At 73.7% G+C, this 22,903-nt stretch carries 24 protein-coding genes; 17 read left to right on the top strand and 7 right to left on the bottom strand.

Annotation, left to right across the window (positions count from 1 at the left end):
• Position 1: 1 nt before the first annotated feature.
• The 5 genes from ACFPZN_RS47080 to ACFPZN_RS47060 form a co-directional block, all read right to left on the bottom strand.
• A complete protein-coding gene (locus ACFPZN_RS47080) occupies positions 2-844 on the bottom strand; it encodes an MBL fold metallo-hydrolase (RefSeq protein ID WP_378290029.1) in 843 nt (280 codons plus the stop codon).
• A complete protein-coding gene (locus ACFPZN_RS47075; RefSeq protein WP_378290027.1) occupies positions 841-1,677 on the bottom strand; it encodes an MBL fold metallo-hydrolase in 837 nt (278 codons plus the stop codon). Before ACFPZN_RS47075 ends, ACFPZN_RS47080 begins: the two co-directional genes overlap by 4 nt.
• Positions 1,678-1,685: 8 nt before the next feature.
• Positions 1,686-2,525 (bottom strand): MBL fold metallo-hydrolase, encoded by an 840-nt coding sequence (locus ACFPZN_RS47070; protein WP_378290025.1) that lies wholly within the window; start codon positions 2,523-2,525, stop codon positions 1,686-1,688.
• Positions 2,522-3,802: an FAD-dependent oxidoreductase gene (locus ACFPZN_RS47065; RefSeq protein WP_378290023.1), complete on the bottom strand. Its 1,281-nt coding sequence runs from the start codon at positions 3,800-3,802 to the stop codon at positions 2,522-2,524. Before ACFPZN_RS47065 ends, ACFPZN_RS47070 begins: the two co-directional genes overlap by 4 nt.
• Before the next feature lie 299 nt (positions 3,803-4,101).
• Positions 4,102-4,980 carry an IclR family transcriptional regulator gene (locus tag ACFPZN_RS47060; RefSeq protein WP_378290021.1) on the bottom strand — a complete coding sequence of 293 codons (879 nt, stop codon included), beginning with the start codon at positions 4,978-4,980 and terminating at the stop codon, positions 4,102-4,104.
• Positions 4,981-5,046: 66 nt separating this feature from the next.
• Here ACFPZN_RS47060 and ACFPZN_RS47055 point away from each other — a divergent pair, with 66 nt between their 5' ends.
• From ACFPZN_RS47055 to ACFPZN_RS47025, 7 genes are all read left to right on the top strand, one after another.
• Positions 5,047-5,346 carry a Dabb family protein gene (locus tag ACFPZN_RS47055; protein ID WP_378290019.1) on the top strand — a complete coding sequence of 100 codons (300 nt, stop codon included), beginning with the start codon at positions 5,047-5,049 and terminating at the stop codon, positions 5,344-5,346.
• Positions 5,343-6,038, top strand: coding sequence for an isochorismatase family protein (locus ACFPZN_RS47050; RefSeq protein ID WP_378290017.1), 696 nt, complete (start codon positions 5,343-5,345; stop codon positions 6,036-6,038). The genes ACFPZN_RS47055 and ACFPZN_RS47050 overlap by 4 nt, the downstream gene beginning before the upstream one ends.
• Positions 6,035-6,952 (top strand): isocitrate lyase/PEP mutase family protein, encoded by a 918-nt coding sequence (locus tag ACFPZN_RS47045; RefSeq protein WP_378290015.1) that lies wholly within the window; start codon positions 6,035-6,037, stop codon positions 6,950-6,952. The genes ACFPZN_RS47050 and ACFPZN_RS47045 overlap by 4 nt, the downstream gene beginning before the upstream one ends.
• Positions 6,949-7,692 carry a maleate cis-trans isomerase family protein gene (locus ACFPZN_RS47040; protein WP_378290013.1) on the top strand — a complete coding sequence of 248 codons (744 nt, stop codon included), beginning with the start codon at positions 6,949-6,951 and terminating at the stop codon, positions 7,690-7,692. The genes ACFPZN_RS47045 and ACFPZN_RS47040 overlap by 4 nt, the downstream gene beginning before the upstream one ends.
• 27 nt (positions 7,693-7,719) lie before the next feature.
• Positions 7,720-9,435 carry a nitrilase-related carbon-nitrogen hydrolase gene (locus ACFPZN_RS47035; RefSeq protein WP_378290011.1) on the top strand — a complete coding sequence of 572 codons (1,716 nt, stop codon included), beginning with the start codon at positions 7,720-7,722 and terminating at the stop codon, positions 9,433-9,435.
• Between the two features lie 287 nt (positions 9,436-9,722).
• Entirely contained in the window at positions 9,723-10,559 is an 837-nt protein-coding gene (locus tag ACFPZN_RS47030) for an undecaprenyl-diphosphate phosphatase (protein WP_378290009.1), read from the top strand.
• A gap of 160 nt (positions 10,560-10,719) precedes the next feature.
• Positions 10,720-11,160 carry a hypothetical protein gene (locus tag ACFPZN_RS47025; protein ID WP_378290006.1) on the top strand — a complete coding sequence of 147 codons (441 nt, stop codon included), beginning with the start codon at positions 10,720-10,722 and terminating at the stop codon, positions 11,158-11,160.
• 31 nt (positions 11,161-11,191) lie between these two features.
• Here the strand turns inward: ACFPZN_RS47025 and ACFPZN_RS47020 are convergent, their stop codons facing one another.
• Positions 11,192-11,665, bottom strand: a complete 474-nt coding sequence (locus tag ACFPZN_RS47020) for an RrF2 family transcriptional regulator (RefSeq protein ID WP_378290004.1) — start codon at positions 11,663-11,665, stop codon at positions 11,192-11,194.
• 82 nt (positions 11,666-11,747) lie between these two features.
• Here ACFPZN_RS47020 and ACFPZN_RS47015 point away from each other — a divergent pair, with 82 nt between their 5' ends.
• Positions 11,748-12,494: an SDR family oxidoreductase gene (locus ACFPZN_RS47015; protein ID WP_378290002.1), complete on the top strand. Its 747-nt coding sequence runs from the start codon at positions 11,748-11,750 to the stop codon at positions 12,492-12,494.
• An 18-nt stretch (positions 12,495-12,512) separates the two neighbouring features.
• Here the strand turns inward: ACFPZN_RS47015 and ACFPZN_RS47010 are convergent, their stop codons facing one another.
• The gene (locus ACFPZN_RS47010; RefSeq protein ID WP_378290000.1) at positions 12,513-13,493 is read right to left on the bottom strand and encodes a DMT family transporter; all 981 of its coding nucleotides are present in this window, start codon (positions 13,491-13,493) and stop codon (positions 12,513-12,515) included.
• A gap of 161 nt (positions 13,494-13,654) precedes the next feature.
• Between ACFPZN_RS47010 and ACFPZN_RS47005 the strand changes: the two genes are divergently transcribed.
• The 9 genes from ACFPZN_RS47005 (at position 13,655) to ACFPZN_RS46965 (ending at position 22,900) form a co-directional block, all read left to right on the top strand.
• Positions 13,655-14,875 (top strand): SfnB family sulfur acquisition oxidoreductase, encoded by a 1,221-nt coding sequence (locus ACFPZN_RS47005; protein WP_378289998.1) that lies wholly within the window; start codon positions 13,655-13,657, stop codon positions 14,873-14,875.
• Between the two features lie 125 nt (positions 14,876-15,000).
• Positions 15,001-15,432: a VOC family protein gene (locus ACFPZN_RS47000; RefSeq protein WP_378289996.1), complete on the top strand. Its 432-nt coding sequence runs from the start codon at positions 15,001-15,003 to the stop codon at positions 15,430-15,432.
• Between the two features lie 46 nt (positions 15,433-15,478).
• Positions 15,479-16,747 carry an amidohydrolase gene (locus tag ACFPZN_RS46995; RefSeq protein WP_378289994.1) on the top strand — a complete coding sequence of 423 codons (1,269 nt, stop codon included), beginning with the start codon at positions 15,479-15,481 and terminating at the stop codon, positions 16,745-16,747.
• Positions 16,744-17,961 carry a threonine synthase gene (locus tag ACFPZN_RS46990; protein ID WP_378289992.1) on the top strand — a complete coding sequence of 406 codons (1,218 nt, stop codon included), beginning with the start codon at positions 16,744-16,746 and terminating at the stop codon, positions 17,959-17,961. Before ACFPZN_RS46995 ends, ACFPZN_RS46990 begins: the two co-directional genes overlap by 4 nt.
• Positions 17,962-18,010: 49 nt before the next feature.
• Positions 18,011-18,832, top strand: a complete 822-nt coding sequence (locus ACFPZN_RS46985) for an ABC transporter ATP-binding protein (RefSeq protein ID WP_378289990.1) — start codon at positions 18,011-18,013, stop codon at positions 18,830-18,832.
• A complete protein-coding gene (locus ACFPZN_RS46980) occupies positions 18,816-19,685 on the top strand; it encodes an ABC transporter permease (RefSeq protein WP_378289988.1) in 870 nt (289 codons plus the stop codon). The genes ACFPZN_RS46985 and ACFPZN_RS46980 overlap by 17 nt, the downstream gene beginning before the upstream one ends.
• Positions 19,682-20,701, top strand: coding sequence for an ABC transporter substrate-binding protein (locus tag ACFPZN_RS46975; RefSeq protein WP_378289986.1), 1,020 nt, complete (start codon positions 19,682-19,684; stop codon positions 20,699-20,701). The genes ACFPZN_RS46980 and ACFPZN_RS46975 overlap by 4 nt, the downstream gene beginning before the upstream one ends.
• Before the next feature lie 190 nt (positions 20,702-20,891).
• Positions 20,892-21,812, top strand: a complete 921-nt coding sequence (locus ACFPZN_RS46970; protein ID WP_378289984.1) for a cucumopine synthase-related protein — start codon at positions 20,892-20,894, stop codon at positions 21,810-21,812.
• Positions 21,809-22,900 (top strand): NAD(P)/FAD-dependent oxidoreductase, encoded by a 1,092-nt coding sequence (locus ACFPZN_RS46965; RefSeq protein ID WP_378289982.1) that lies wholly within the window; start codon positions 21,809-21,811, stop codon positions 22,898-22,900. Before ACFPZN_RS46970 ends, ACFPZN_RS46965 begins: the two co-directional genes overlap by 4 nt.
• The last annotated feature ends 3 nt before the right edge of the window (positions 22,901-22,903 follow it).

The raw sequence follows: 22,903 nt of genomic DNA, 5'->3' as shown, positions 1-22,903 counted from the left end.
GTCACTCCTTCACTGCGGCGGCTCGGGCGCCGAGGACGCGGCGCGCGTGGGACAGGTGGCGGCGGACCGCGTCCGCGCCCTCGATGACGCAGCCGTGGTACGGGCAGAGCCGCTCGATCTCGCGGCCGCCGAAGACGGCGTCGAGGTCGCCGAGCAGCGGCCCGGGATCGGCGTCGCGCATCCAGTAGAAGCGGGCGAAGACGTGCTCCCTGACCTGCTCGTACGTGATGCCCGTCCCGTCGGAGACCGGGCGGTCGCCGGGGGCGGCGAGGGGGACCTCGCCGAAGAAGTCGCTGGAGAACAGCGTCCTGGTCGTGCGGTCGTACAGCCAGGCGAAGCCGAGCGTGGTCAGCCGGGTGTGGAGCAGTTCCAGGCGTCCGCCGCCGAAGCCGACGGTGGACGGCCGCTCGCTCTCAAGGTCGATGGCGCGGTTCGCGCCGGGCGGGACCATGAACACCATCTCGGTGCCGGTGGGAACGTTCCCGCCGAACCCGTCGTACTCGAACCAGCGCAGCAGGTGCCCGGCCCCGGCGAACCAGATCCGCCGCACCCCGAACTCCGCCACCACGGCGGCGAGGTTGCCGATCTGGTCGGCCTCGTTGCGGTCGGCGTAGATCTCCAGCTCGCGGCCGTCCAGCAGCGCGCGGAGCTGGTCGAGGACGAGCCGCTCGTGCAGCCGCACCCCGGTCCCGGCGAGCAGCGCCCGGCCGGGCTCCAGCAGCAGGTAGCAGCCGATCGGCTCGTGCCCGGTCACGCCGGGCGCGCGCCAGCTCAGCCGCCCGTCGATCGGCACGACCCCGCCGAGGCGGTACAGCTCTCCGGGGACGATCTCGGTGGCCTTCATCGGGTCGCCTCCGTCCGGTCCAGGGTGCTGGGGCCGGAGATGCTCTGCCGGTTCTCCTCGACCACCCGCAGCGCCCGCTCGGTGACCTCGGCGAGGTGCTCGCCGCTGAGCGGGGCGCCGTGCGCCGAGCAGACCGTGCGGACGGGATGCTCGCGGACGAGCTCGCGGTAGCGGGCCACGCCCGGCCCCATGCGGTGGTAGCGCATCCCGACGAACGGAAGCGCGAACCGCCGCACGCCGTGCTCGGGCGCGTCCGCCGGGACCTCGCCGGGCAGCAGCCCGCACACCTCGGGCGAGTGGTCGTGGATGTAGCCGAGCCCGTCGGAGGTGAACAGGGTCCGGCCGCGCGTCTCGTAGCCCCACAGCGTGCCGGACAGGTCGTACCAGACCGGGTCGAGGAACTCGAACCGCGTGCCGCCCAGGTCGAGCGCGTCCCCGGCGCGGGTGCGGCGCAGCCGCTCGGGGGCGATCTCCGGGAAGTACAGGTGGTACTCGCGGGTGTCGCCGACCGCGACCGCGCCCGGGTGCAGGTCGAGGAGGCGGCCGAGGTTGCCCGCGTGCGGGATTTCGTGGTGGGTCGGGAAGACGTAGTCCAGCGGACGTCCGTCCAGGCATTCGTCGAGCTGCCGCCGGATCCCGTCCCACTGGGCGTAGTGGCCGGTGTCGACGAGCAGCGTCTTCTCGGTGCCGGCGACCAGGTAGGTGGCCAGGTGCTCGTGGGTGGTCGCGCCCTTGCGGGTGGGCCAGGCGCCGGAGTCCGAGCACCCGCCGAGCCAGTACAGTCCCGGGGCGAACTCCCGTGGGAGCCGGTCGGAGACCGGGTATGCGGTCACGTCTTCTCTCATCTCGTGCGGACCTCCGTCAGCCGGGCCAGCGCGGATCGGGTGTCGTCGAAGGCGCGCCGCACGGTGGCGGCGCCGCTGATCACGCGGCCGTGCACCGGGGCGATGCGCTCCACGTCGTAGGCGGCGGCGACCCGGTCGAACGCCTCGGCCACCTCGGGCGCGGTGGCGCCGGGCAGCCAGTTCACGCGGCGCGGGATCTCCTCCAGCAGCGCGTCCGGTCCCGGCAGGTCCTCGGGCCGCTGGACGACCGGCGGCGCGTCCGCCGCCCCCGGCCGCGACCAGCCGAAGAAGTCGCTGGTGAACAGCGTCTTCGTGGACTCCTCGTACGCCCACTGGGTGAGGAACATCTGCTTGACCGGGGCGTCCAGCCAGTGGAAGCGGACGCCCCCGCCGAACTCGGTGGTGGACCCGTTGGGCGCCAGGCGGATCTCGCGCCGGCCCAGGAAGCTCCGGCCGTCCTCGTCGCCCACCCATTCCAGGATCCCGCCGCCGCCTCCGAAGAGCAGGCGCGCGTCGTCCCGGAGGCCGAGCAGCAGGCCCAGGTTGCCGATGCAGTCGAACTCGTTGCGGGTCGGGAACACCCACAGCGCGCGGTCCCCGGCCAGCTCGCGCGCCGCCCGCGCCACCCGGGGCCGCAGGATCGCCGGTCCGGTGTCGAGGAAGACCGCGTCGCCGGGGGTGGTCAGCAGGTAGCAGTTGAGCGGCTCGAACGAGGCCGTCCCGTCGGCGAGCCAGGTGAGGTCGCAGGCCGGAACGGTGCCGCCGATCCGGTAGAGCGCACCGGGCACCAGCTCGGTGACGGCGGGTCCGGTGACCTGCGTCGCGGCGGCCGTCATCGGACCCGGCCCTCCGGGCTCAGCGTCCCGACGAGCATCGAGGCGCGCAGCAGGTGGTCGCGGGCCCTGGCCGGGTCGGCGGCGATGGCGCGCATCTCCTCGCGCTGGCGGATCCGCTCCGCCTCGTCGGTCTCCTGCAGGACCTCCCAGTTGCGGTGGGTCACCACGCGGACGTAGTCGTGCGCCACGGCGCGGCGCGTCTCCTCGTACCGTTCCAGCGGTCCGGGGTCGCCGCGCTCGGCCGCCAGGATCGCCTCGACCGCCGCGGCGGCGTCGTGGATGCCGCTGTTCATGCCCATGCCGCCCAGGGGGTTGTTGATGTGCGCGGCGTCGCCGGCGAGCAGCACCCGGCCCACCCGGAAGCGGTCGGCCACCCGCTGGTGGACGCGGTAGACGCGGCTGTGCGCCACCCGGTACGGGCGGGGCAGCGGCGCGATCGCCTGCAGCCGGCGCTGGATCTCCTCCGGTTCCTGCGCGGCGGCCGCGGCCTCCTCCCCGCTCGGGATCGGGAACAGCGCCCGCCAGTGCAGCGGCGTCCGCAGCAGCACCAGCCACTCGACGGGGTCGGAGATGTAGTTGACGGTCGCGATGCCGGGGATCAGCTCCGCGAAGTCCTCGGTGGTGGACACCACCAGGAAGTGCTCGGGGTAGGTGATGCCGTCGAAGGCGACGTCCAGGCAGCGGCGGATCGCGCTGCCCGCGCCGTCGGCGGCGATGACCCAGCGGGCGCGCACGGTGCCGCCGGGGTCGACGTCCAGCTCCACACCGTCATCGGTGTCCCCGGCGCGGACGCCGGTCACCTCGGTGCCCAGGGCCAGCGTCACGTTCGGCATCGCGCGCAGCTCCGTCTCGATGATCCGCACGAGGTTGCGCTGCTCGCTCTGCAGCCGGTACGGGAACGGGGTGTCGCCCGCGATGCTGTCGAGGTCGAAGTGCGCGATGACGCCCTCGGCGCGGTCGCGGTACTGGTAGGTGTCGGAGACCAGGCCGACCTCGTGCAGCCGGCCGGCGACTCCGAGGCGGTCGAGGATCTCGAGGGTGGGCGGGTGGAAGGTGGACGCCCTGGACTCGGCCGGGTCGTCGGACCACCCGTGCCGGCGTTCGAGGACGGCCACCCGCAGGCCGGCCCGGGCCAGCGCGAGCGCCGCCGTGGCGCCGACCGGGCCGAAGCCCGCGATCGCCACGTCGTGGTCGCCGGCGGCGGTGCGTCCGCCGGCGCCGTCCGGGCCGCCGTCCGAACGGCCGGTGCCGTTCGAACCGTTGGGGCCGAGGTTCACGGATCCTCCTGAAACATCTGCAGCTCTCACACTGCGGGAACCGCTTGCTCGGTATGTGGGAATGGACAGTAAGCGGGGGTACCGCCGCACGTCAATAGCCGGACCGGGGCCGGATCGGCGATTTAATCAACGGGTTACATGCCGGGTGTCCGGAAACCTGATCGTCATCCGTCCGTGCCGATCGGTGACGTTTCACTGGTGGCCACCGGGTGTCACCACCGTATCGGGGGCGCAGAAAAGCCGAGGTCGTGCCCCCTGGAGGCAGGGGCACGACCTCGGCCGAGCGATGGACCGGCGGATCAGCCGTCCGCGATGTGAGAAGAGAAGCCGCGGGCCGCGCCGCTCCCGGGCCCCCGCTCCAGCGCCGCCGCGATCTCGGCCGCGCCGGACACCAGCAGATTGATGATCTTCATGCGGTCGGCCTGCTGGAGCCGGAACAGCGGGCCCGCCACGCCGATCGCCGCCAGCGGCTCGCCCTGCCTGCGGATCAGCGCCGAGGCGCCCCAGATACCCTCGTCCACCTCGCCGAAGCTCTCGACCCAGCCGGTCCGGGCGACGGTGTCCACGTCGGACTCGATCTGGTCCCGCTCGGCGGGGGTCAGCCCCGTCACCGACGCCAGGTAGCGGTCGCGGTCGGCGGCGGGCATCGAGGCCAGCAGGACGCGCGCGGCCGAGCCGCGGTGCAGCGTCATCGGCTGGCCGGGATCGAACTGGAGCCGGACCGGATGCGGGGACTCCACCCGGTCGATGCACATCGCGTTCCAGCCGACCCGCTTGATGAGCAGGGTGGTCTCGCCGCCGGCAGCGGCGATCGAGTCGAGCACCGGGCGGGCGGTACTCTCCAGGGTGTCGCCGGCGGCCCGCGCCGCCCGGGCCAGGCCGACGAACAGCCAGGTCAGCCGGTACTCGCCGGCGCCAACGTCCTCGACCATCCCGGTGTCGCGCAGGACGGACAGGTAGCGGTAGACCGAACTCTGCGGCATGTCCAGCGCCCTGGCCAGGTCCGCGGCCGTGCGGGTGTGCCGGCGCTCGTTGAACGCCAGCAGCAGGTGCAGCATCTTGCGCGAACTCTCGGCGCCGCTGCGCCGCTGGGCCTTGCCGGCCGCACGCTCGGTCTGGGGCACCGGGCCTCCCGTGTGCTCGGAGCTGATGTCGGGGGTCGTGCTACGATCGCACATAGCAAAAATCATGCTCTCACACTGCGGGAATGGTAGCAGAACCTGATCCCGAAGGATGTCCCCCCGATGGTGCGACACATCGTCGTCCTCCAGTGGTCCGACTCGGCCACTCCCGCGCAGAAGGAGGAGGCGGCCGCGGCGTTCCGCGCCCTGCCCGGCTCCGTCCCGCAGATCCGCGCGCTGCGCAGCGGGCCCGACCTCGGGCTCGTCCCCGGCAACCACGACTTCGCCGCCGTCCTCGACTTCGACACCGTCGAGGACTGGCGGGCGTACCAGGAAAGCCCGCCCCACAAGGAGCTCATCGCGCGGCACATCAAGCCCATTCTCGCCGGGCGCACCGCGATCCAGTTCCAGGTCGGCCAGTGAACGTGCCGGCCGGTGATCCCTCGGCCGGGAGCGGCGGCCGTTCCCTGGCCGAGGACTACCAGGACGCCGGATTCGGCGCCGAGCTGGGGATGGGGGCACGCCCCGCCCTCCTCATCGTCGACCTCGTCCGGGCCTACCTCGACCGCGACTGCCCCCTCTACGCGGGACCGCACATCGAACCCGTCGTGGAGCGGGTCGCCGCGCTCGCCGGCGACGCCCGGCGGCACGGGCATCCGGTCGTCTTCACCTACGTGTCGTACCGCAAGGACGGCGCCGACGGCGGCCTGTTCCGCCGGAAGGTGCCCGCGCTGCGCTTCTTCGAGGAGGGCTCGCCCTTCGCCGCGCCGCCGCCCGAGCTGGCGCCCGAGCCCGGCGACCTGGTCGTCACCAAGCACTACCCGAGCGCGTTCTTCGGCACCTCCCTCGCCTCCACGCTGACCTCGCTCGGCGTGGACGGCGCGGTGGTGACCGGCGTGAGCACGAGCGGGTGCGTCCGGGCCACCGCGCTCGACGCCCTGTGCCACGGCTTCCGGCCCGCGGTCGTGACCGACGCCGTCGCCGACCGCGACCCCGCGCCGCACCGGGCCGCGCTGTTCGACCTCGGCGCCAAGTACGCCGACCTCCGGACGGCCGCGGACGTGCGCCGGGCCTGGGGCCGCTCCCGGGCGTGCGCCGGCGGGGACGCGGCATGAGCGGGCACCACGGCTTCCCCGCCGACCGGCTGCGGGCCCGGATCTCCGCCGGGCCGCCCGTGCTCGCCGCCGGCTGCCACGACGCGCTCAGCGCGCGGCTCGCCGCCGACGCCGGTTTCGAGGCGGTGCACCTGTCCGGGGCCGCGGTCAGCGCCACCGCGCTCGGGCTGCCCGACCTCGGCTTCACCGGCGCCACCGACATGGTCGACGCGCTGCGCCGGGTGAGCGCCGGGGCAGGGCCGGGCGTCCCGATCGTCGCGGACGCCGACACCGGCTACGGGGATCCGCTCCAGGCCGCCGAGACCGCCCGCCGCTACGAGGCGGCCGGCGCCGCCGCCCTGCACCTGGAGGACCAGGTGCTGCCCAAGCGCTGCGGCCACATGGCCGGCAAGCGCCTGGTCCCGGTGGACGAGGCCGCGGCGCGCGTCGCCGCGGCCGCCGGAGCCCGGCAGCGGCTGCTGGTGATCGCGCGGACCGACGCGCTGTCGGTCGCCGGGACGGCCGAGACCCTCGCCCGGGTCGCCGCCTACGCCGCCGCCGGCGCCGACGCGATCTTCGTGGAGGGGGCGCGCGGCGCCGCCGAGTTCGAGGCGGTCCGCGAGGCCGCCGCGGGGCTGCCGCTGGTGGTGAACTTCTCCGAGGCCGGAGCCGAGCCCGACCCGCTGCCCGTGCTGGCCAAGGCGGGCGTGCGGCTCGCGCTGTTCCCCGTCGCGGCGCTCCTGGCCGGGGCCCGCGCGATGCGCGACGCCTACCGCGGCGTGCTCGACCGCGCCGCCCTCCCCGGCGGCACCCTGCCCTGGGACGAGTTCACCGCCCTGCTCGGCCAGGACGCCCTCGTCGAGGCCGAACACCGCTACCGGGCCGCCCCCTCGCCCTCCCTCTCCTCCACCTCCGACTCACAGGAGCCCGCATGACCACCGTGCTCGCGCCGCGCGCCGCGTTCGGCGTCATCGTCCCGTCCACCAACACCGTCGTGGAGGACGAGTACTACCGCTTCCGCGCCCCGGGCGTGTCCTTCCACTCCGGCCGGATCCTGATCCGGGACGCCGCGCTGGACTCCGACGCCGCGTTCGAGACGTTCCTGGCCGGCCTGCGCGAGGAGATCGCCGCCGCCGTCGCCTCCGTGCTGACCTGCGAACCCGACTACCTGATCATGGGGATGAGCGCGGAGACGTTCTGGGGCGGCGCGGCCGGGAACGCCGAGTTCGAGCGGTGGATCGGGGAGCTGTCCGGGCTGCGCGTCTCGACCGGCGCCTCCGCCTGCCACGCCGCCCTGACCGCGCTGGGAGCCCGCCGCATCGGGGTCATCACGCCGTACCAGCCGGTCGCCGACGAGCAGGTCCGCGCCTTCTTCACCGAGCTGGGCTACGAGGTGCACGCCGTGCGCGGCCTCAAGTGCGGCTCGGCGACCTCGATCGCCTCGGTCGGACCCGAGGAGATCCGGGCCGCGTTCGCCGCCGTCGACGGGCCCGGCGTGGACGCCCTCGTCCAGGCCGGGACGAACCTGCCGGTGATCGGCGTCGCCGACGAGCTGGAACGGGAGCTGGGCAAGCCGGTGATCCCGATCAACGCCGCCACCCTCTGGCACGCCTACCGGGCCAACGGCATCACCGACCGCGTCGAGGGCGCCGGCCGCCTGCTCGCGACCCTCTGACCGCCGTCCAGCGAAAGGACCATCTCCATGCCATCGACGCCCTCCGCCGGCACGGTCCGGGTGGCGGCCGCGCAGTTCTTCTCCGGCACGGACGTGCGCGAGAACCTCGCCCTCTGCCGCGGCTTCCTGCGGCGGGCCGCCGGCGAGGGCGCCCGCCTCGTCGTCCTGCCCGAGAACTCCAACCGCGTCCGCGACTACGCGGACCGCCGGGAATGCTGGGAGCGCGGCGAGGACCTGTCCGGCCCGTTCGTCACGGGCCTGCGCGAGACGGCGGCCGAGCTCGGCCTGCACGTCGCGGCCGGCGTCGACCTGCGCGGGGACGCCGAGCCGATCGTGCACATCGCCTCCGTCCTCATCGGCCCGGACGGCGGGATCGTCGGCGTGCACCGCAAGCACGTGCTGTGGGACTACGAGTACACCCTGTTCGAGCCGGGCGAGGAGCCCTACCAGGTCTTCGACACCGCGCTCGGCCCGATCGGGCTGCTGCTGTGCGCGGACGGGATCGTCCCGGAGACCCCGCGGGCGCTGGCCCTGCTCGGCGCGCGGATCCTGTGCAACTCGCTCAACTCCCGGGGGCCCGACGAGCTGCGCGTCCACGTGCCGCTGCGGGCCATGGAGAACCGGGTGTTCCACGTGGCGGCCAACACCGTCGGCGGCCCCGAGCTGGAGTGGCCGTGGATGGGCGGCAGCCAGATCGTCGCCCCCGACGGCACCCGCCTGGCCGAGGCGAGCGAGCTGGAGCCGGACCTGGCCGTCGCCGACATCGACCCGTCCGAGGCCGGCGACAAGCGGATGCCCGGCGTCGCCGACCTGGTCGCCTGGCGCCGCCCCGAGCTGTACGGGGCGCTGACCCTGCCGCTGGACCAGGTGCCCGCCGCGGCGATGTACGGCCCGGCGCCCCGCGACCTGCCGTCCCGGCCGCTGCCGACCGCGCTGATGCAGGTCTCCCACTTCCGCGGCACCGAGTGGACGATCCGGCGCGCCCTCGGCCAGATCGCGTACGCGGGGCGGCGCGGCGCGCGGCTCGGGGTGCTGCCCGAGCTGTTCTGCTTCGCCGACGGCGAGGCCGCCGCCGACCCTGGCGCCGCCGCGGACCTGTCCCGCGAGGTCCTGGACCGGGTCTCGAAGGCGTGCGCCGAGGCCGGGCTGTACGTCGCGGCCAGCCTCGTCGAGAGGGGCGCCGGCGGCCGCTTCCATTCGACCGTCCACCTGGTCGACGACACCGGCGCGGTCGTCCACGCCTACCGCAAGACCCACCTCACCGACGCCGAGCGCGCCTGGGCCTCCCCCGGCGACGAGATCACCGTCGCCCGCACCCCGATCGGCGCGATCGGGGCGATGGTCGGGGACGAGGTGTGGGTGCCGGAGGTCGCGCGGGTGCTGGCGCTGGAGGGCGCGGAGCTGATCGTCCACCCGACCTCGTGGACGTCGCGGGCGGCGATGGAGATCGCGGCGACCGAGCGCACCGAGGAGAACCGCGTCCACCTGGTGTCGGTGACCCGGCTGGACTGCCCGGCCGGGCTCGGCAGCCAGGCCCTGCGCCCGGACGACTTCGCCCCGGGCCAGCCGATCGCGGTGATGCGCTACCCGACCGGCTACTGGACGCGCCCCGGTTTCGAGGAGCAGCTGCTGCTCGACCTCGACCTGCGGGAGGCCAACGACAAGATGATGGGCCACCATCTGGACCCGCTGGCCAAGCGGACCCCGCACCTCTATCCCATGTTCGTGTCCGAAAAGGGATGATGGCGACTTTCCGCAGTTCTCCCGGCCTTCAGGAAAGGCAAGGACCACGGGGTGAATTCTCGGTGAACTTCGAGGTCGGGCGGGCACCGTGCACCGAGAGTGAGTTTTGCCTGCCTCACATCGACCAGTACTGTTTCTGCTGCCGCTGACGGAGCCCCTCGATCCAGCCTTGCCGACGCGGAGCTTCATGGTGCGGCGTCCCCCCTGAACCGTGAGACGCGGCCGGTCCCGGCAGGCGACCGCGCACGTGCCGCGGCCCGCGTCGACGAACGAATACGAGGGCTAGGTTGAACATTCTGGAAGCGGTGTTCCTCGGTGCCGTCGAGGGATTGACCGAATTCCTGCCGGTCTCCAGCACCGGGCATCTGACGATCCTCGAAAGCCTGATGGGGTATTCCCCCCAGGACCCCGACATCACGGCGTTCACCGCCATCATCCAGGTGGGCGCCGTCCTCGCGACGCTGATCTACTTCCGCCGCGACTTCCAGCGGCTGATCGCCGCGTGGGTGCGGGGGCTGGCCAGCCGCGAGCGCCGCGCCGACCTGGACTACCGCCAGGCGTGGGCGGTGATCGTCGGCTGCATCCCGATCGGGATCGTCGGGCTGCTGTTCAAGGACCAGATCGAGACGACGCTGCGCAGCCTCTGGTTCGTCGGTTCGGCGCTGATCCTGTGGAGCGGGGTGATGTACTTCGCCGACAGGACGGCCCGCCAGGACCGGCACGAGAAGGACGTGACCTGGAAGGACACCCTGATCATCGGGGTGGTCCAGTGCCTGGCGCTGATCCCGGGGGTGTCGCGCTCGGGCGCGACGATGAGCGCCGGCCTGCTGCGCGGCCTGGACCGGGTCGCGGTCACCAAGCTGTCGTTCTTCCTCTCCGTCCCGGCGCTGACCGCGGCCGGCGCGCTGCAGATCGCGACCGAGTACGACTCGATCTCCCACGGCGTCGGCTGGCCCGCGACGATCACCGCCACCGTGGTCAGCTTCGCCGTGGCCTACGTGGCCGTGGCCTGGCTGCTGAAGTTCGTCGCCAAGCACACCTACTCCGTCTTCATCGTCTACCGGGTGATCCTCGGCGTCGTCGTGCTCGCGCTGGTCTCGACCGGCGTCGTCTCGGCCACCTGAACGCCCGCTGACGGGACGCCGACCCCCGCGGGTCCAGGGGCTTTCCGTTCTGTGCGGGGCGAACCGGCCCGGCAGGGTGATCGTCAAACTTTTGGCCGTGCCAGGGCCGGGACCCGGGCCTGGCACGGCCGGGTTCGACGCACTTCCGGAGAGGAACGAGATGCGCCTGAGAATGCTGCCCGCGGCCGCCCTGCTGCCGGTCCTCGGTCTGACCGCCTCATGCACGACGGAGAACACCGCGCTCAGGCAGATCCAGCCGAACGCGACCGTCTATATCGACGCCTGGGACGAGGACGCCGACGAGGGGGACCGGGCCCTCGTCGAGCAGAAGCCCTCGGGCATGTGGGTCGTCCCCTCGGACGCGCCCTTCCGCTCCAGGCGCGTCAAGGGCTTCACGGTCCGGGTGACGCTGGACCCCAGGCGCGGTTTCGTGGTCACCGATCTGGGCGGCACGAGGGTCGGCAAGGACCACGACAACTGCCTTGAGCAGGGCGAGACCTATGCCTTCCTCGACACCCCGCCGAGCTCGCTCCGGTGGGAGCCGGCCCGGGCCGACAGCGGTGCGAGCAACGACGACTGCCAGGTCGTCCAGACGGACTGAGCAACCGCCCCCGCCGGTGCCGCGGGCGCCCTCAGGTGATGCCGGCCAGGCGTGACCGGGTGCGCTGCGGGGCCGACGGGGGCAGCGTGTCGATGACGCCGGCCAGGGTCACGCCGGCGAGGCTGTCCCGCCACGCCTGATGCGCGTCGGCCATCTTCACGGCGAGGACGCAGGTGCTCTGGCAGTCCTCGGCCGGCAGCGCCCCCCTCCCCTGCCGCCGGATCTCGCGGCACTCGTAGGGGGAGGACGTGCCGTCCACGGCCTCGACGATCTGCAGCAGCGTGATCTCCGCGGCGGGCCGGGCGAGCCGGAACCCTCCCCGCGGGCCCGTGGTCGCGGCCAGCAGGCCGGCCTTGACCAGTGCCTTCAGCTGCTTGGCGAGGTAGGGCGCGGGCAGGTCGTAGTACTGCGCCAGCTGCGCCGTCGACGCGCTGGCTCCCGGCTCCAGCTGCGCCAGCGTGGTGGCGCAGTGCAGAACCCATTCGGTGCTCGCAGGCAGCTTCACGCGTGCCAGTCTATTCACGGACATTGTGGACCTTTTTAGTCCATGATAGTTTCGTGCCCGATCACGAGGACGGGAGAGCACCATGCGGATCGCCGTCGCCGGCGCGACCGGCACCATCGGCACCCTCACCACCGCCGCCCTGGAACGGGCCGGGCACGAGGTGGCGGGCATCAGCCGCTCGCTCGGCGTGGACCTGACGACCGGTGCCGGGCTCGACGCCGCCCTGACCGGTGTGGCCGCGGTCGTCGACGTCACCAGCAGCAACGCCACCGACCGGGACGAGGCGGTGGGGTTCTTCGGCACCGCCACGCGCCACCTGCTGGCCGCCGAGGAGCGGGCCGGCGTGCGCCACCACGTCCTGCTGTCGATCGTCGGGCTCGACCGCGTCGAGGGCAACGCGCACTACGCCGGCAAGCGGGAGCAGGAGCGCCTGGTGGCCGCGGGCCCGGTGCCGTGGACGATCGTCCCGGCCACGCAGTTCCACGACTTCGCCGCGATGGTGGCGAGCTGGACCGAGCAGGACGGCGTCGCCACGATCGCGCCGCTGCTGGTGCAGCCGATCGCCCCGGCCGACGTCGCCGACGTCCTCGCCGAGGTCGCGGTGGGACGGCCGCAGGGCCGCTACGCCGACCTCGCCGGGCCCGAGCCGCAGGACCTGGTGGACATGGCCCGGCGCACCGACCAGGCGCGCGGCCGCTCCGTCAGGCTCGTGCCGACGTGGTCGGGGATCTTCGACCCGGCGATGGCCGGTGACGTGCTGCTGCCCGGCCCGGACGCCCGCATCGCGCCGACCACCTTCGACCAGTGGCTCGCCGGGCAGACGCCGTAGGACCGCCCGCGGGCCGCCTCACGCGGCGGCCCGCTCCCGGGAGCGGGCCAGGACGAGCAGGACCCCGGCCCCCGAGACCGCCATGCCGAGGACGACGCTCGCGGTGAGGTCCTGGCCGAGGATCGGCACGGCGAGGACGGCGGTCACCGGCGGCACGAGGTAGAGCAGGCTGGTGGCGGCCCCGCCCGTCCCGCGCCGGAGCAGGGCGAACAGCAGGATGAGCGCGCCGATCGAGTTGACGATCGCCAGCCATGCCAGCGAGCCCAGCGCCTCGGCGGTCAGCGGCATGTGCAGCCCGCCGTGCAGCGCGGCCAGCGGGAAGGTGGTGACCGTCGCCCCCAGAAGCTGGATCGTGGTCCCGGTGCGCAGGTCGACGGAGAGGCCGAAGCGCTTCTGGTAGAGCGTCCCGGCGGCGAGCCCGGCCAGGGCCAGGAGGGTGTAGGCGTAGCCGACGAGGGGTGCGCCGCCGGACAGGTTCCCGCTCACCGAGACGGCCACGCCCGCCAGGCCCAGGGCGAGCCCGGCCCACTGGCGTCCGGTCAGCCTTTCGGCGAACATCGGGACCGCCACGGCCGCGACGATCAGCGGGCAGGCGCTGAGGACGAGCGAGGACAGCCCGGCCGGCACCCCGTGCCCCAGGCCGAAGAACACGGCGCCGAGCTGCACCGTCTGCAGCAGCACTCCGGTCGCGAACAGGTGCGCGTAGACGCGGCGGTCCTTCGGCCACGGCGCGCGGGTGGCCAGCGCGACCGCGCCCAGGACGGCGAACGCGGCCAGGAACCGCCAGGCGACCAGGGCCAGCGACGCGCCGCTGCGCGCCCCGATGGTCCCGGCGAGATACCCGCTGCTCCAGATCGGCACGAACACCACCGGCAGGGCGGCCGCCGCCACCCGGCGGGCGGTCCGCCCTCGTCCCGGCGGCGCCTTCTCCCTCCGGCGCCCCGGCTCCCCGTCCGTGTTCTCGGCGGGGTCGGCTCGGCATTCCTCGGACGCGGTCACAGCCCTCCCTCGGCCGGGCGACGGCTCTCCGGATCAACCGCCGCGGCTCCGCCGATCATCCCGCCCCGCGCCCACCGGCACCGACACGACGTCGGCACGTTTTCATGGTTAACCTACCTTTATAATAGGAAATTACAGCCTCCGTCGACAAGGGGAGATCGATGAGCACGACCAGCACAGTCACGGCACCGCCCGTGCTCTCCGACGCCGCGGCGGTCGAGGCGGCCCGCGCCTTCGCCGCCCGGATCGCGCCCGGCGCGATCGACCGGGACCGGGAGGCCCGCCACCCGGGCCCCGAGCTGGACGAGCTGGCCGCCACCGGCCTGCTGGCCGTCTCCGTCCCGCGCGAGCACGGCGGCGGCGGGGTGGCGGCGAGCACGGTGGGCGAGGTGTTCCGGATCCTCGCCGTCGCCGACCCCTCGGTGGCCCAGCTGATCCTTGCGCACTTCGTACTGATCGCCCTGCTCGGCGAGGCCGGCACCGACGCGCAGAAGGAGTTCTTCTACGGCCGGGTGACCGCCGGCGCGCGGATCGGCAACGCGACCGCCGAACGCGGCACCAAGCACGTCTTCGACCGGCTCACCTCCGTGACGCCCGCCCCCGGGGGCGGGTACCGGCTCGACGGCCGCAAGTACTACACCACCGGCGCGCTGGGCGCCCAGTGGATCGGCGTCGCCGCCTCCCTGGACGGCGACCAGAGCCTGCCGGTCACGGCGTTCGTCCCGGGCGACGCCGAGGGCCTGGAGTTCGGGGACGACTGGACGGCCTTCGGGCAGCGCGCCACCGCCAGCGGCTCGATCGTCTTCAGCGGCGTGCACGTCCCGGCCGACCGGGTGCTGCACCTGGGCCCGGTGCCCGCCGCCCCCCCGCCGCTGATCCTGGGCGCCTACGACCAGCTGCTGCACCTGGCCATCGACGTCGGCATCGCGCGGGCGGCGCTGGAGGAGGGGGCCGCGTTCGTCCGCACCCGCTCGCGCCCGTGGTTCGAGTCCGGCGTGGACAGGGTGTCGGACGAGCCGCACGCCGTCCTGCGCTTCGGCCGCCTGACCACCCTCCTGCACGCGCTGGAGGCGCTGTACGAACGGGGCGGACGCGCCGTCGACGCCGCCCTCGCCGCTCCGGAGCCGACCGACGAGAACACCGCGGCCGCGTCGCTGGCGGTCGCCGAGGCCAAGGCCTACTCCCAGGAGATCGCGGTGCAGATCGCCACCGACGTGCTGGAACTGGCCGGGACCAGCGCCGCCGACGCGAGCCACGGCCTGGACCGGCACTGGCGCAACGTCCGCACGCACTCCCTGCACGACCCCGCCCGCTGGAAGTACGTCCACATCGGCAACCACCTCCTCAACGGCGTCAACCCGCCCCGCTACCCGCTCCTCTAGACGCCCACGGCGGCCGCCTCCGCGCGGCCGCCGTCCGCAGAGGGCCGATGACATTCGCGATTACATTCGTAGGTGTACGGCCCGGTCGCCACGCCGGGCGGCTCCCGAGAAGTGGCGGAGGACCCATGACCACGTTCGACTCCCCCATCCCGCGGTTCCACCTGGCGATGCCGGTCGACGACCTGGACGCCGCCCGCCACTTCTACGGCGAGGTGCTCGGCCTGGAGCAGGGCCGCAGCTCCGATTCCTGGGTGGACTGGAATCTGCACGGCCACCAGTTCGTCACGCACCTGGCGCCGGAGCGTCCGGGGCGGGTCCACAACCCGGTCGACGGCCATGACGTCCCCGTGCCGCACTTCGGCCTGATCCTGACGGTCCCGGAGTTCCACAAGCTCGCCGACCGGTTGCGCGCGGCGGGCACCGCGTTCGTCATCGAGCCCTACGTGCGTTTCGAGGGGCTGGCCGGCGAGCAGTGGACGATGTTCCTGCTCGACCCGGCGGGCAACGCCCTGGAGTTCAAGGCGTTCGCCGACGACGCGCAGGTCTTCGCCTCCTGACCGTCCCCCGGTCGGATCGCGGGCCGAGATCATGTACTTTTCCGGTGTGAATGATGGGAAATCGATCGCGGGGCTCGATCTGACCGGTCTGCGCCGCTCGTTCCACGCGCACGCGGAGACGGCGTTCACCGAGCTGTGGACCTCGGTCGCGATCGCGGCGGAGCTGCGGCGGCTCGGCTGGCGGGTGCGCACCGGCCGGGAGGCCGCCGACCTCTCGCGGGTGCCCGCGCTGCCCGGCCCGGACGAGCTGGCGCGCGCGGCCGAGCGGGCACGGGCCTGGGGCGCCGACGACGACGGCCTGCGAGCCGTCCGCGACGGGCACACCGCGGTGGTCGCCGACCTCGACGGCGGCGCGCCCGGCCCGACGACCGCCGTGCGGGTCGACATCGACGCGCTGCCCCTGGCCGAGTCCGGTGACCCGTCCCACGCGCCGGCCCGCGAGGGGTTCGCGTCGCGGTCGGCCGAGGTCATGCACGCGTGCGGCCACGACGGGCACATCGCGGTCGGCCTGGAACTGGCGCGGCGCCTGGCGGGGAGGGGCTTCCCGGGCCGGGTCCGGCTGCTGTTCCAGCCCGCGGAGGAGGGTGGGCGGGGCGCCCGCGCGATGCTCGCCGCGGGCGCGGCCGAGGGCGTCGACCGCCTCTACGCCCTCCACCTCGGGCTCGGCCTGCCGGTCGGGGAGGTCGCGGCGGGCACCTCCGGCTTCTTCGCCAACGCCAAGCTGCTGGCGGCCTTCACGGGACGGCCGTCGCACGCCGCGCACTCCCCCGAGGAAGGGCGCAACGCGCTGCTCGCGGCGGCTCAGGCGGCGCTGGGCCTGCACGCGCTGCCGCGGTTCGCCGCCGCCGACACGCGGGTGAACGTGGGCGTGCTGCGCGCCGGGACGGCCCCCAACATCGTCGCGGCGGACGCCGAGCTGCGGATGGAGCTGCGCGCCACGGACGGCGAGGTCTGCGACGAGCTCGAGCGCCGCGCCCGTGCCGTGCTGGACGCCGCGGGCGCCGCGCACGAGGTCGGCGTGCGGGTCGAGCAGATCGGCGCGGCCACGACCGCGCGCTGCGACCCGGCGGCGGTGCGGGCGATCGCCGCGGCGGCCCGAGACGTTCCGGCGGTGACGCGCGTCCTGGACGACCACCGGTTCGGGGCCAGCGACGACGCGACGTTCCTGATGCGGGCCGTCCAGGACGCGGGCGGCGAGGCGACGTACCTGGTCGTGGGGGCGTCGAGCCCCGCACCGCACCACAGTCCCGGATTCGACATCGACGAGACCTGCCTGGCCATCGCCGCCGACGTGTTGGAGCGTGCCGTCCGATGAGTTTCAGCCATCTGTCCCATCTGGAGTGCGGGCGGTGCGGCGCCGTCCACGCCGCGCAGCGGCCGCACAACCTGTGCACGGCGTGCGGGTCGCCGCTGCTCGCCCGCTACGACCTGGACGCGGTCCGCTCGTCGGTGACCCCCGCCGACCTCGCGACCCGCCCGCCGGACCTGTGGCGCTACCACGAGCTGCTCCCGGTCTCCGCGCCGGGCTCGGTGGTCAGCCTCGGCGAGGGCATGACCCCGCTGGTGCCGATGGCGCGCTACGGCGAGCGCATCGGCGTGCCCGGACTGCTGATGAAGGACGAGGGGCTGGTCCCCACCGGGTCGTTCAAGGCGCGCGGCGCCGCCGTCGGCGTCTCGCGCGCGGCCGAGCTGGGGATCGGGCGGCTGGCCATGCCCACCAACGGCAACGCGGGGGCCGCCTGGGCGGTGTACGGGGCGCGCGCCGGGCTGACCTCGACGGTCGTGATGCCGGCGGACGCCCCGGAGATCACCCGGCGCGAGTGCGTGGCGGCCGGCGCCGACCTGCACCTGGTCGACGGCCTCATCAGCGACGCCGGGCGGATGGTCGGCGAGCTGGTGGCCCGCGAGGCGGGCCGGGTGTTCGACGCCTCGACGCTCAAGGAGCCGTACCGCATCGAGGGCAAGAAGACCATGGGGCTGGAGATCGTCGAGCAGCTCGGCTGGCGGTCGCCCGATGTGATCATCTATCCGACCGGCGGGGGCGTCGGCCTGATCGGCATCCACAAGGCGGTGCGGGAGCTGACCGAGCTGGGCTGGCTGACCGGCCCGCCGCCGCGGCTGGTCGCGGTGCAGGCCGAGGGCTGCGCGCCGATCGTGCGGGCGTTCGAGCGGGGCGAGCGGGAGAGCACGTTCTGGGAGGACTCCCGCACGGTCGCGTTCGGCATCAACGTGCCCAAGCCGCTGGGCGACTTCCTCATCCTGGAGGCGCTGGCGGAGACCTCGGGCACCGCGATCGCCGTCGGCGACGACGAACTGATCGAGGACCTGCGCGCCGTGGCGGCCCTGGAGGGCGCCTACGTGTGCCCCGAGGGCGCGGCCGCGTTCACCGCCGCCCGCAGGCTGCGCGCCTCCGGCTGGATCGCCGAGGACGAGCGGGTCGTGGTGCTCAACACCGGCGCCGGTCTGAAGTACCCGCAGACGGTCGAGGCGGACGCGCCGATCCTCCCGGTGGACGCCTCGCTCGCCTGATTCCCTATAAAAGAAGTATGTTCTACCCGGTTTCTAGGTGAGGGGATCAGTGGACGAGGACATGACGGCCGTCCCCGCCGGCGACGCCGGCGACGGCGCGGCCCTGCTGGTCGTCGACCGGGTCGCGATCGGTTACCGGCGGAACGGGCGGTACGTGCCCGCCGTGGGCGAGGCGAGCTTCGAGGTGCGGCGCGGCGAGAAGATCATGCTGCTGGGCCCGTCGGGCTGCGGGAAGTCCACCATCCTCAAGGCCGTCGCCGGGTACCTGCGGCCGGCGGCGGGACGCATCGTCGTCGGCGGCCGGGAGGCGCCGCCGCCCGGCCCCGACCGCGCCGTCGTGTTCCAGGAGTTCGACCAGCTCTTCCCCTGGCGCACGGTCCTCGGCAACGTCGTCTACCCGCTGCGGGTGACCGGGGTCGACCGCGCCACCGCCCGCACCCGCGCCGTGGAGCACCTGGAGCTCATGGGGCTGGGGGCGGCGCTCGACAGCTACCCGCACCAGCTCTCGGGCGGGATGAAGCAGCGGGTCGCCATCGCCCGCGCGCTGGCCATCGACCCGCTGATGCTGCTGATGGACGAGCCGTTCGGCGCCCTCGACGCGCAGACCCGCGGGCGCCTCCAGCGCGAGCTGGCCACCATCGCGGCCCGCACCAACGTGACGCTGCTGTTCGTCACGCACAGCATCGACGAGGCGATCCTGCTCGGGGACCGGGTGGTCGTCCTGGCGGGGCGCCCCTCCCAGGTGGCGCGGATCGTCGACGTCGCCGGCCTCGGCGGCCCGGACGACCCCGGCTTCGCCGACGCCCGGCAGACCCTGCGCGGGCTGCTCGCCGAGGAAGGAGAGGACCTCAGCCGTGCCGTCTTCGACTGAGACCGAGACCGGGGCCCCCGGGAAGGCGGCGCCGCACGCGCCGGACCGGGCCCGGCGTCTGCCGTCCTGGTCGCGGCTGCCCGCCTGGGCGCGCCGCACCATCCTGTTCGCCGTGCTGATCGGGATCTGGCAGGCCTACGCGTCGTACTCGGGCGCCAGCCGGTTCGTGTTCGCCGGCCCCTGGGACGTGGCCCGGGCGTTCGCCGAGGGCTGGGCCAGCGGCGAGATCGCCGTGGCGACCGGCACCACCATGCGGCTGCTGGTCACCGGGATGGTCATCGGCATCGCGCTGACGATCGTCCTCACCGTCCTGGCGATGACGACCCGGATCGGCGACGACCTCCTCACCCTGCTCTCCTCCATGATCAACCCGCTGCCGTCGGTGGCGATCCTGCCGCTGGCGATCCTGTGGTTCGGGCTGACCGACTCGGCGCTGATCTTCGTGACGGCCAACGCCGTCCTGTGGCCGATGACCGTCAACGTCAGCATGGGGCTGCGGACCGTCCCGGCCACGCTGACGATGGTCGGCCGGAACCTGGGCCTGACGGGCTGGCGGCTCACCCGCGACGTCCTGATGCCCGCCGCCCTGCCGCACGCCATCGCCGGGCTGAAGACCGGCTGGGCGTTCGGCTGGCGCACGATCATCGCCGCCGAGCTGGTGTTCGGCATCGCCGGCGCGCACGGCGGCCTCGGCTTCTTCATCAACAACTCACGCTATTTCGCACGGATCCCCGACGTGTTCGCCGGGCTGGTGACGATCGCCCTGATCGGCATCGCGTTCGACCTGTTCTTCGGCTGGGTCGAGCGGCGCACGGTGGCGCGCTGGGGAATGAAGGAAGGCGCAACGATATGACCCCCCGCCTGCGGACCCCACGCCCGGCCGCCCGCTCCTACAGCCGCCGCGACGCGCTGCGGCTGGGCGCGGTCACCACCGGCGCCGCCGCGCTGGCCGCCGCGTGCGGCGGCGGCTCGGACGGCTCCGGCAAGGAGATCGGCATCGCGATCGGCAACGGGATCAGCTACGCCGCGTTCAACGTGATCCAGGCCAAGGGCTGGCTCGAGCAGGAGCTCAAGGGCCGCACCATCTCCTGGCGGGTCATCTCCGGCGGCGGCACCACCCGGGACGCGCTGCTGTCGGGCAAGCTCCAGATCGGCTCCTCCGGCCTCGGCCCGCTGCTCATCGGGTGGGACGCCGGCGTCCCCTGGAAGATCGTGTCGTCGCTGAACGACATGCCGCTGTGGCTGGTGGCCAAGGACCCCAGGTTCAGGAGCCTGCGGGACTTCAGGCAGGGCGACCAGATCGCCGCCGTCCAGCCCGGGTCCATCCAGTCGGTCATGCTGCAGAAGGCCGCGCAGCAGCAGCTCGGCGACCCGCACGCCCTGGACAAGAACATCGCCACGATGGCGCACCCCGAGGCGTTGCAGGCGCTGCTCGGCGGCCAGATCGCCGGCGCGTACACCTCGCCGCCGTTCCAGTTCCAGGCCGTGGAGCAGGGCGCCCGCAAGCTGGTCGACAGCTACGGGCTGTTCGGGCAGCACGGTTTCAACGTGATGGCGGCGACCGATGAGTACGCGGAGAAGAACCCGGACGTCCTCGCCGCGGTGCACAAGACCATCGCCCGCGCCAACGACTTCATCATCAAGCAGCCCGCCGAGGCGGCCAAGATCCTCTCGGCCGCGGAGAAGGGCAGGATCTCGGCCGCCCAGTACGAGAAGTACCTCACCCACCAGGGCATCCAGTTCACCACGACCCCGCACGGCCTGCTGAAGATCGCCGCGTTCATGAAGGAGATCGAGGTCATCAAGAAGGTCCCGGGCGACTGGCGCGACCTGGCGTTCGACACCGTCAAGAAGGAGAACGGCTCCTGACCGCGTAGGCGGCCGGGCGCGACGCCCGGCCGCGTCCGCGGGTTGACGGACGGTCGTGCGAGCCCTCCGAAAGCCTTGGTCAGGAGCGGGCCAGACCTCCCCTTCCGGAATGGAAACTTTGGCCGCGATGAACATGTTCCCGCAGGTGGGGGTAGTGCCGCACAGTGTGAACCATTCGCAACGGATTGAAGTGACCTGGTCGGGTCTGGGTGTCACCGTCACCGCCGACCTCGATGACCGGAACGCCGGTCTGGCCCGGGCACTGTGGGAGTCCCTGCCGTACCGGAGCCTGCAGGGCCACGCCCTGGTGGCCGGTCACCACCTCTTCCACGTGGCCCCGATCCACGACCTGATCCACCTGGACGCCGCCCACCGGGTCGACCGCCGGACGGTCCCGGACGGCACCGTCTTCTGCTCGAAGCTGCAGCATCTGGGGATCAAGTACGGGACGCTGACCGAGCCGATGGCGGCCGCCCCGATCGGCCGGGTCGTGCCCGGCGACCTGGACGCGCTCGCCGAGGCCGGGCGCGCGGTGTGGGAGTCGGTCTACACGTCCAAGAAACCGGTCGTGGCCGAGGTGCGGCGCGCCGGCGAGATGGGCGGCCACCGCGTGCCGCGGCTCACCGCCGCCGCGCCGGAGGCCGACGCGCTGATCGGCGACGTGCACGCCGAGACCGAGCGGATCTGGCTCGACCTGCCCGAGGAGCTCGCCGAGGTGCACGACGGCCGGGTCCGCTCGGGCGCGGGCAGCTACGGCACCGTCCTGACGACGATGCTGTTCGTCAACGGGGAGACCCGGCCGCTGGGCTACAACGCCTACAGCGGCCTGGTGCGCGCCGCGCACGAGGGGATGCCGGTGCGGTCGCTGCGCCACATGGCCCGCACCCTGATCGCCGTGCCGGCGGAGTTCCTGGCCTACTGCGGGCTGGAGAAGCTCGGCGCGTTCACCGAACGGGTGCTGGAGCACCTGGACCGGCTCTCGACCCGCGACGACTTCATCGCGGTCATGTCGCACATGGCGCTGTACGTCAACTGCCTGGGCGGGTGGAACCTGCACCTGTTCCCCTGGCATCTGGGCGAGCACCTCACGGCCGGCGGAGCGCGCCGGTGACGGGCGGCCGCGTGGCGGTCGTCGGCGGCGGCGTGATCGGGCTGTCGGTCGCCTGCCACCTGGCCGAGGCGGGCGCCGACACGGTGCTGCTGGAACGGCACGGGCTGGGGTCGGGGGCGTCCCGCGCCACCGCCGACGTGCTGCGCGCCTACTTCCCCGGCAACCCGGTCAGCTCGGCGATGGCGGTGCGGAGCCTGGCCGCCTACCGGGCCTTCGCCGGGCGGACCGGGACGCCGCTGCCGCTGCGGCGGGTCGGCTACCTGGTCCTGTTCACCGAGCCCGAGCAGGTCGCGGCGTTCGAGGACGACCTGCCCGCCCAGCGCGCCGCGGGCGTGGACGTCCGCCCGATCGGCGCCGCGGAGGCCCGTGGGCGCAACCCGCTGATCGGCGACATCGGGCTGCTGGCGGCGGCGTGGTCGCCGCAGGCGTACGTCTCCGACACCGCGGCCATCGTCGGCGGGTTCGCCGCCGCGGCCCGGCGGGCGGGCGCCGACCTGCGCACGGGCTGCCCGGTCACCGGGATCGACGTCCCCGCGGGCCGCCTGGCCACCACCGGCGGCACCCTGGCCGCCGACGCGATCGTGTGCGCCGCGGGCGCCTGGTCGGTGCCGCTCGCCCGCGCGGCGGGGGTGGAGCTGCCCCTGGCCGAACCGGTCGAGCAGGAGCTGCTGGCCACCGGGCCGCCGCCGTCCGGGGACCCGGTCCCCGATATCCCGATCACCCTGCGCGCCGGCAGCGGCCTGCTCGTGCGCAAGCGCGGGGACGGGCTCCTGGTCGGCATGGGCTACCCGGGACCGGATCGGGAGGAATGGCGCGAACGGGTGCGCGCCGAGCTGGCCGCCACCTATCCGAGCCTGGACGGGGCCGGCCTGCGCACCGCGTTCACCGGCGTCCGCGACGCCAGCCCCGACCGGACCGCCTTCATCGGCGGCGTGCCCGGAGACAGGCCCTTCCTGTACGCGGCCGGGTTCTCCGGGCACGGCCTGTGCACGGCGCCCGCGGCCGGGGAGCTGGTCCGCGACCTGTACCTGGGCCGCGAGCCGGACTTCGACGTCCGGCGGCTCGCGGCCACCGCCCAGAGGGGGTGAGCC

The organism is Actinomadura rugatobispora, assembly GCF_042656285.1.
Taxonomy (GTDB): domain Bacteria; phylum Actinomycetota; class Actinomycetes; order Streptosporangiales; family Streptosporangiaceae; genus Spirillospora; species Spirillospora rugatobispora.
Note: the sequence above shows the minus strand (reverse complement) of the source record. Positions and strands in the feature narration are given on the sequence as shown.

Excerpts from the sequence above, each read along its gene's own strand:
- ACFPZN_RS47055 (WP_378290019.1), top strand. The coding sequence starts at position 5,047 with ATGGTGCGACACATCGTCGTCCTCCAGTGGTCCGACTCGGCCACTCCC.
- ACFPZN_RS47060 (WP_378290021.1), bottom strand. The coding sequence starts at position 4,980 with ATGTGCGATCGTAGCACGACCCCCGACATCAGCTCCGAGCACACGGGA.
- ACFPZN_RS47005 (WP_378289998.1), top strand. The coding sequence starts at position 13,655 with ATGAGCACGACCAGCACAGTCACGGCACCGCCCGTGCTCTCCGACGCC.
- ACFPZN_RS46975 (WP_378289986.1), top strand. The coding sequence starts at position 19,682 with ATGACCCCCCGCCTGCGGACCCCACGCCCGGCCGCCCGCTCCTACAGC.
- ACFPZN_RS47045 (WP_378290015.1), top strand. The coding sequence starts at position 6,035 with ATGAGCGGGCACCACGGCTTCCCCGCCGACCGGCTGCGGGCCCGGATC.
- ACFPZN_RS47040 (WP_378290013.1), top strand. The coding sequence starts at position 6,949 with ATGACCACCGTGCTCGCGCCGCGCGCCGCGTTCGGCGTCATCGTCCCG.
- ACFPZN_RS47070 (WP_378290025.1), bottom strand. The coding sequence starts at position 2,525 with ATGACGGCCGCCGCGACGCAGGTCACCGGACCCGCCGTCACCGAGCTG.
- ACFPZN_RS47000 (WP_378289996.1), top strand. The coding sequence starts at position 15,001 with ATGACCACGTTCGACTCCCCCATCCCGCGGTTCCACCTGGCGATGCCG.
- ACFPZN_RS47080 (WP_378290029.1), bottom strand. The coding sequence starts at position 844 with ATGAAGGCCACCGAGATCGTCCCCGGAGAGCTGTACCGCCTCGGCGGG.
- ACFPZN_RS47035 (WP_378290011.1), top strand. The coding sequence starts at position 7,720 with ATGCCATCGACGCCCTCCGCCGGCACGGTCCGGGTGGCGGCCGCGCAG.
- ACFPZN_RS47015 (WP_378290002.1), top strand. The coding sequence starts at position 11,748 with ATGCGGATCGCCGTCGCCGGCGCGACCGGCACCATCGGCACCCTCACC.
- ACFPZN_RS46990 (WP_378289992.1), top strand. The coding sequence starts at position 16,744 with ATGAGTTTCAGCCATCTGTCCCATCTGGAGTGCGGGCGGTGCGGCGCC.
- ACFPZN_RS47025 (WP_378290006.1), top strand. The coding sequence starts at position 10,720 with ATGCGCCTGAGAATGCTGCCCGCGGCCGCCCTGCTGCCGGTCCTCGGT.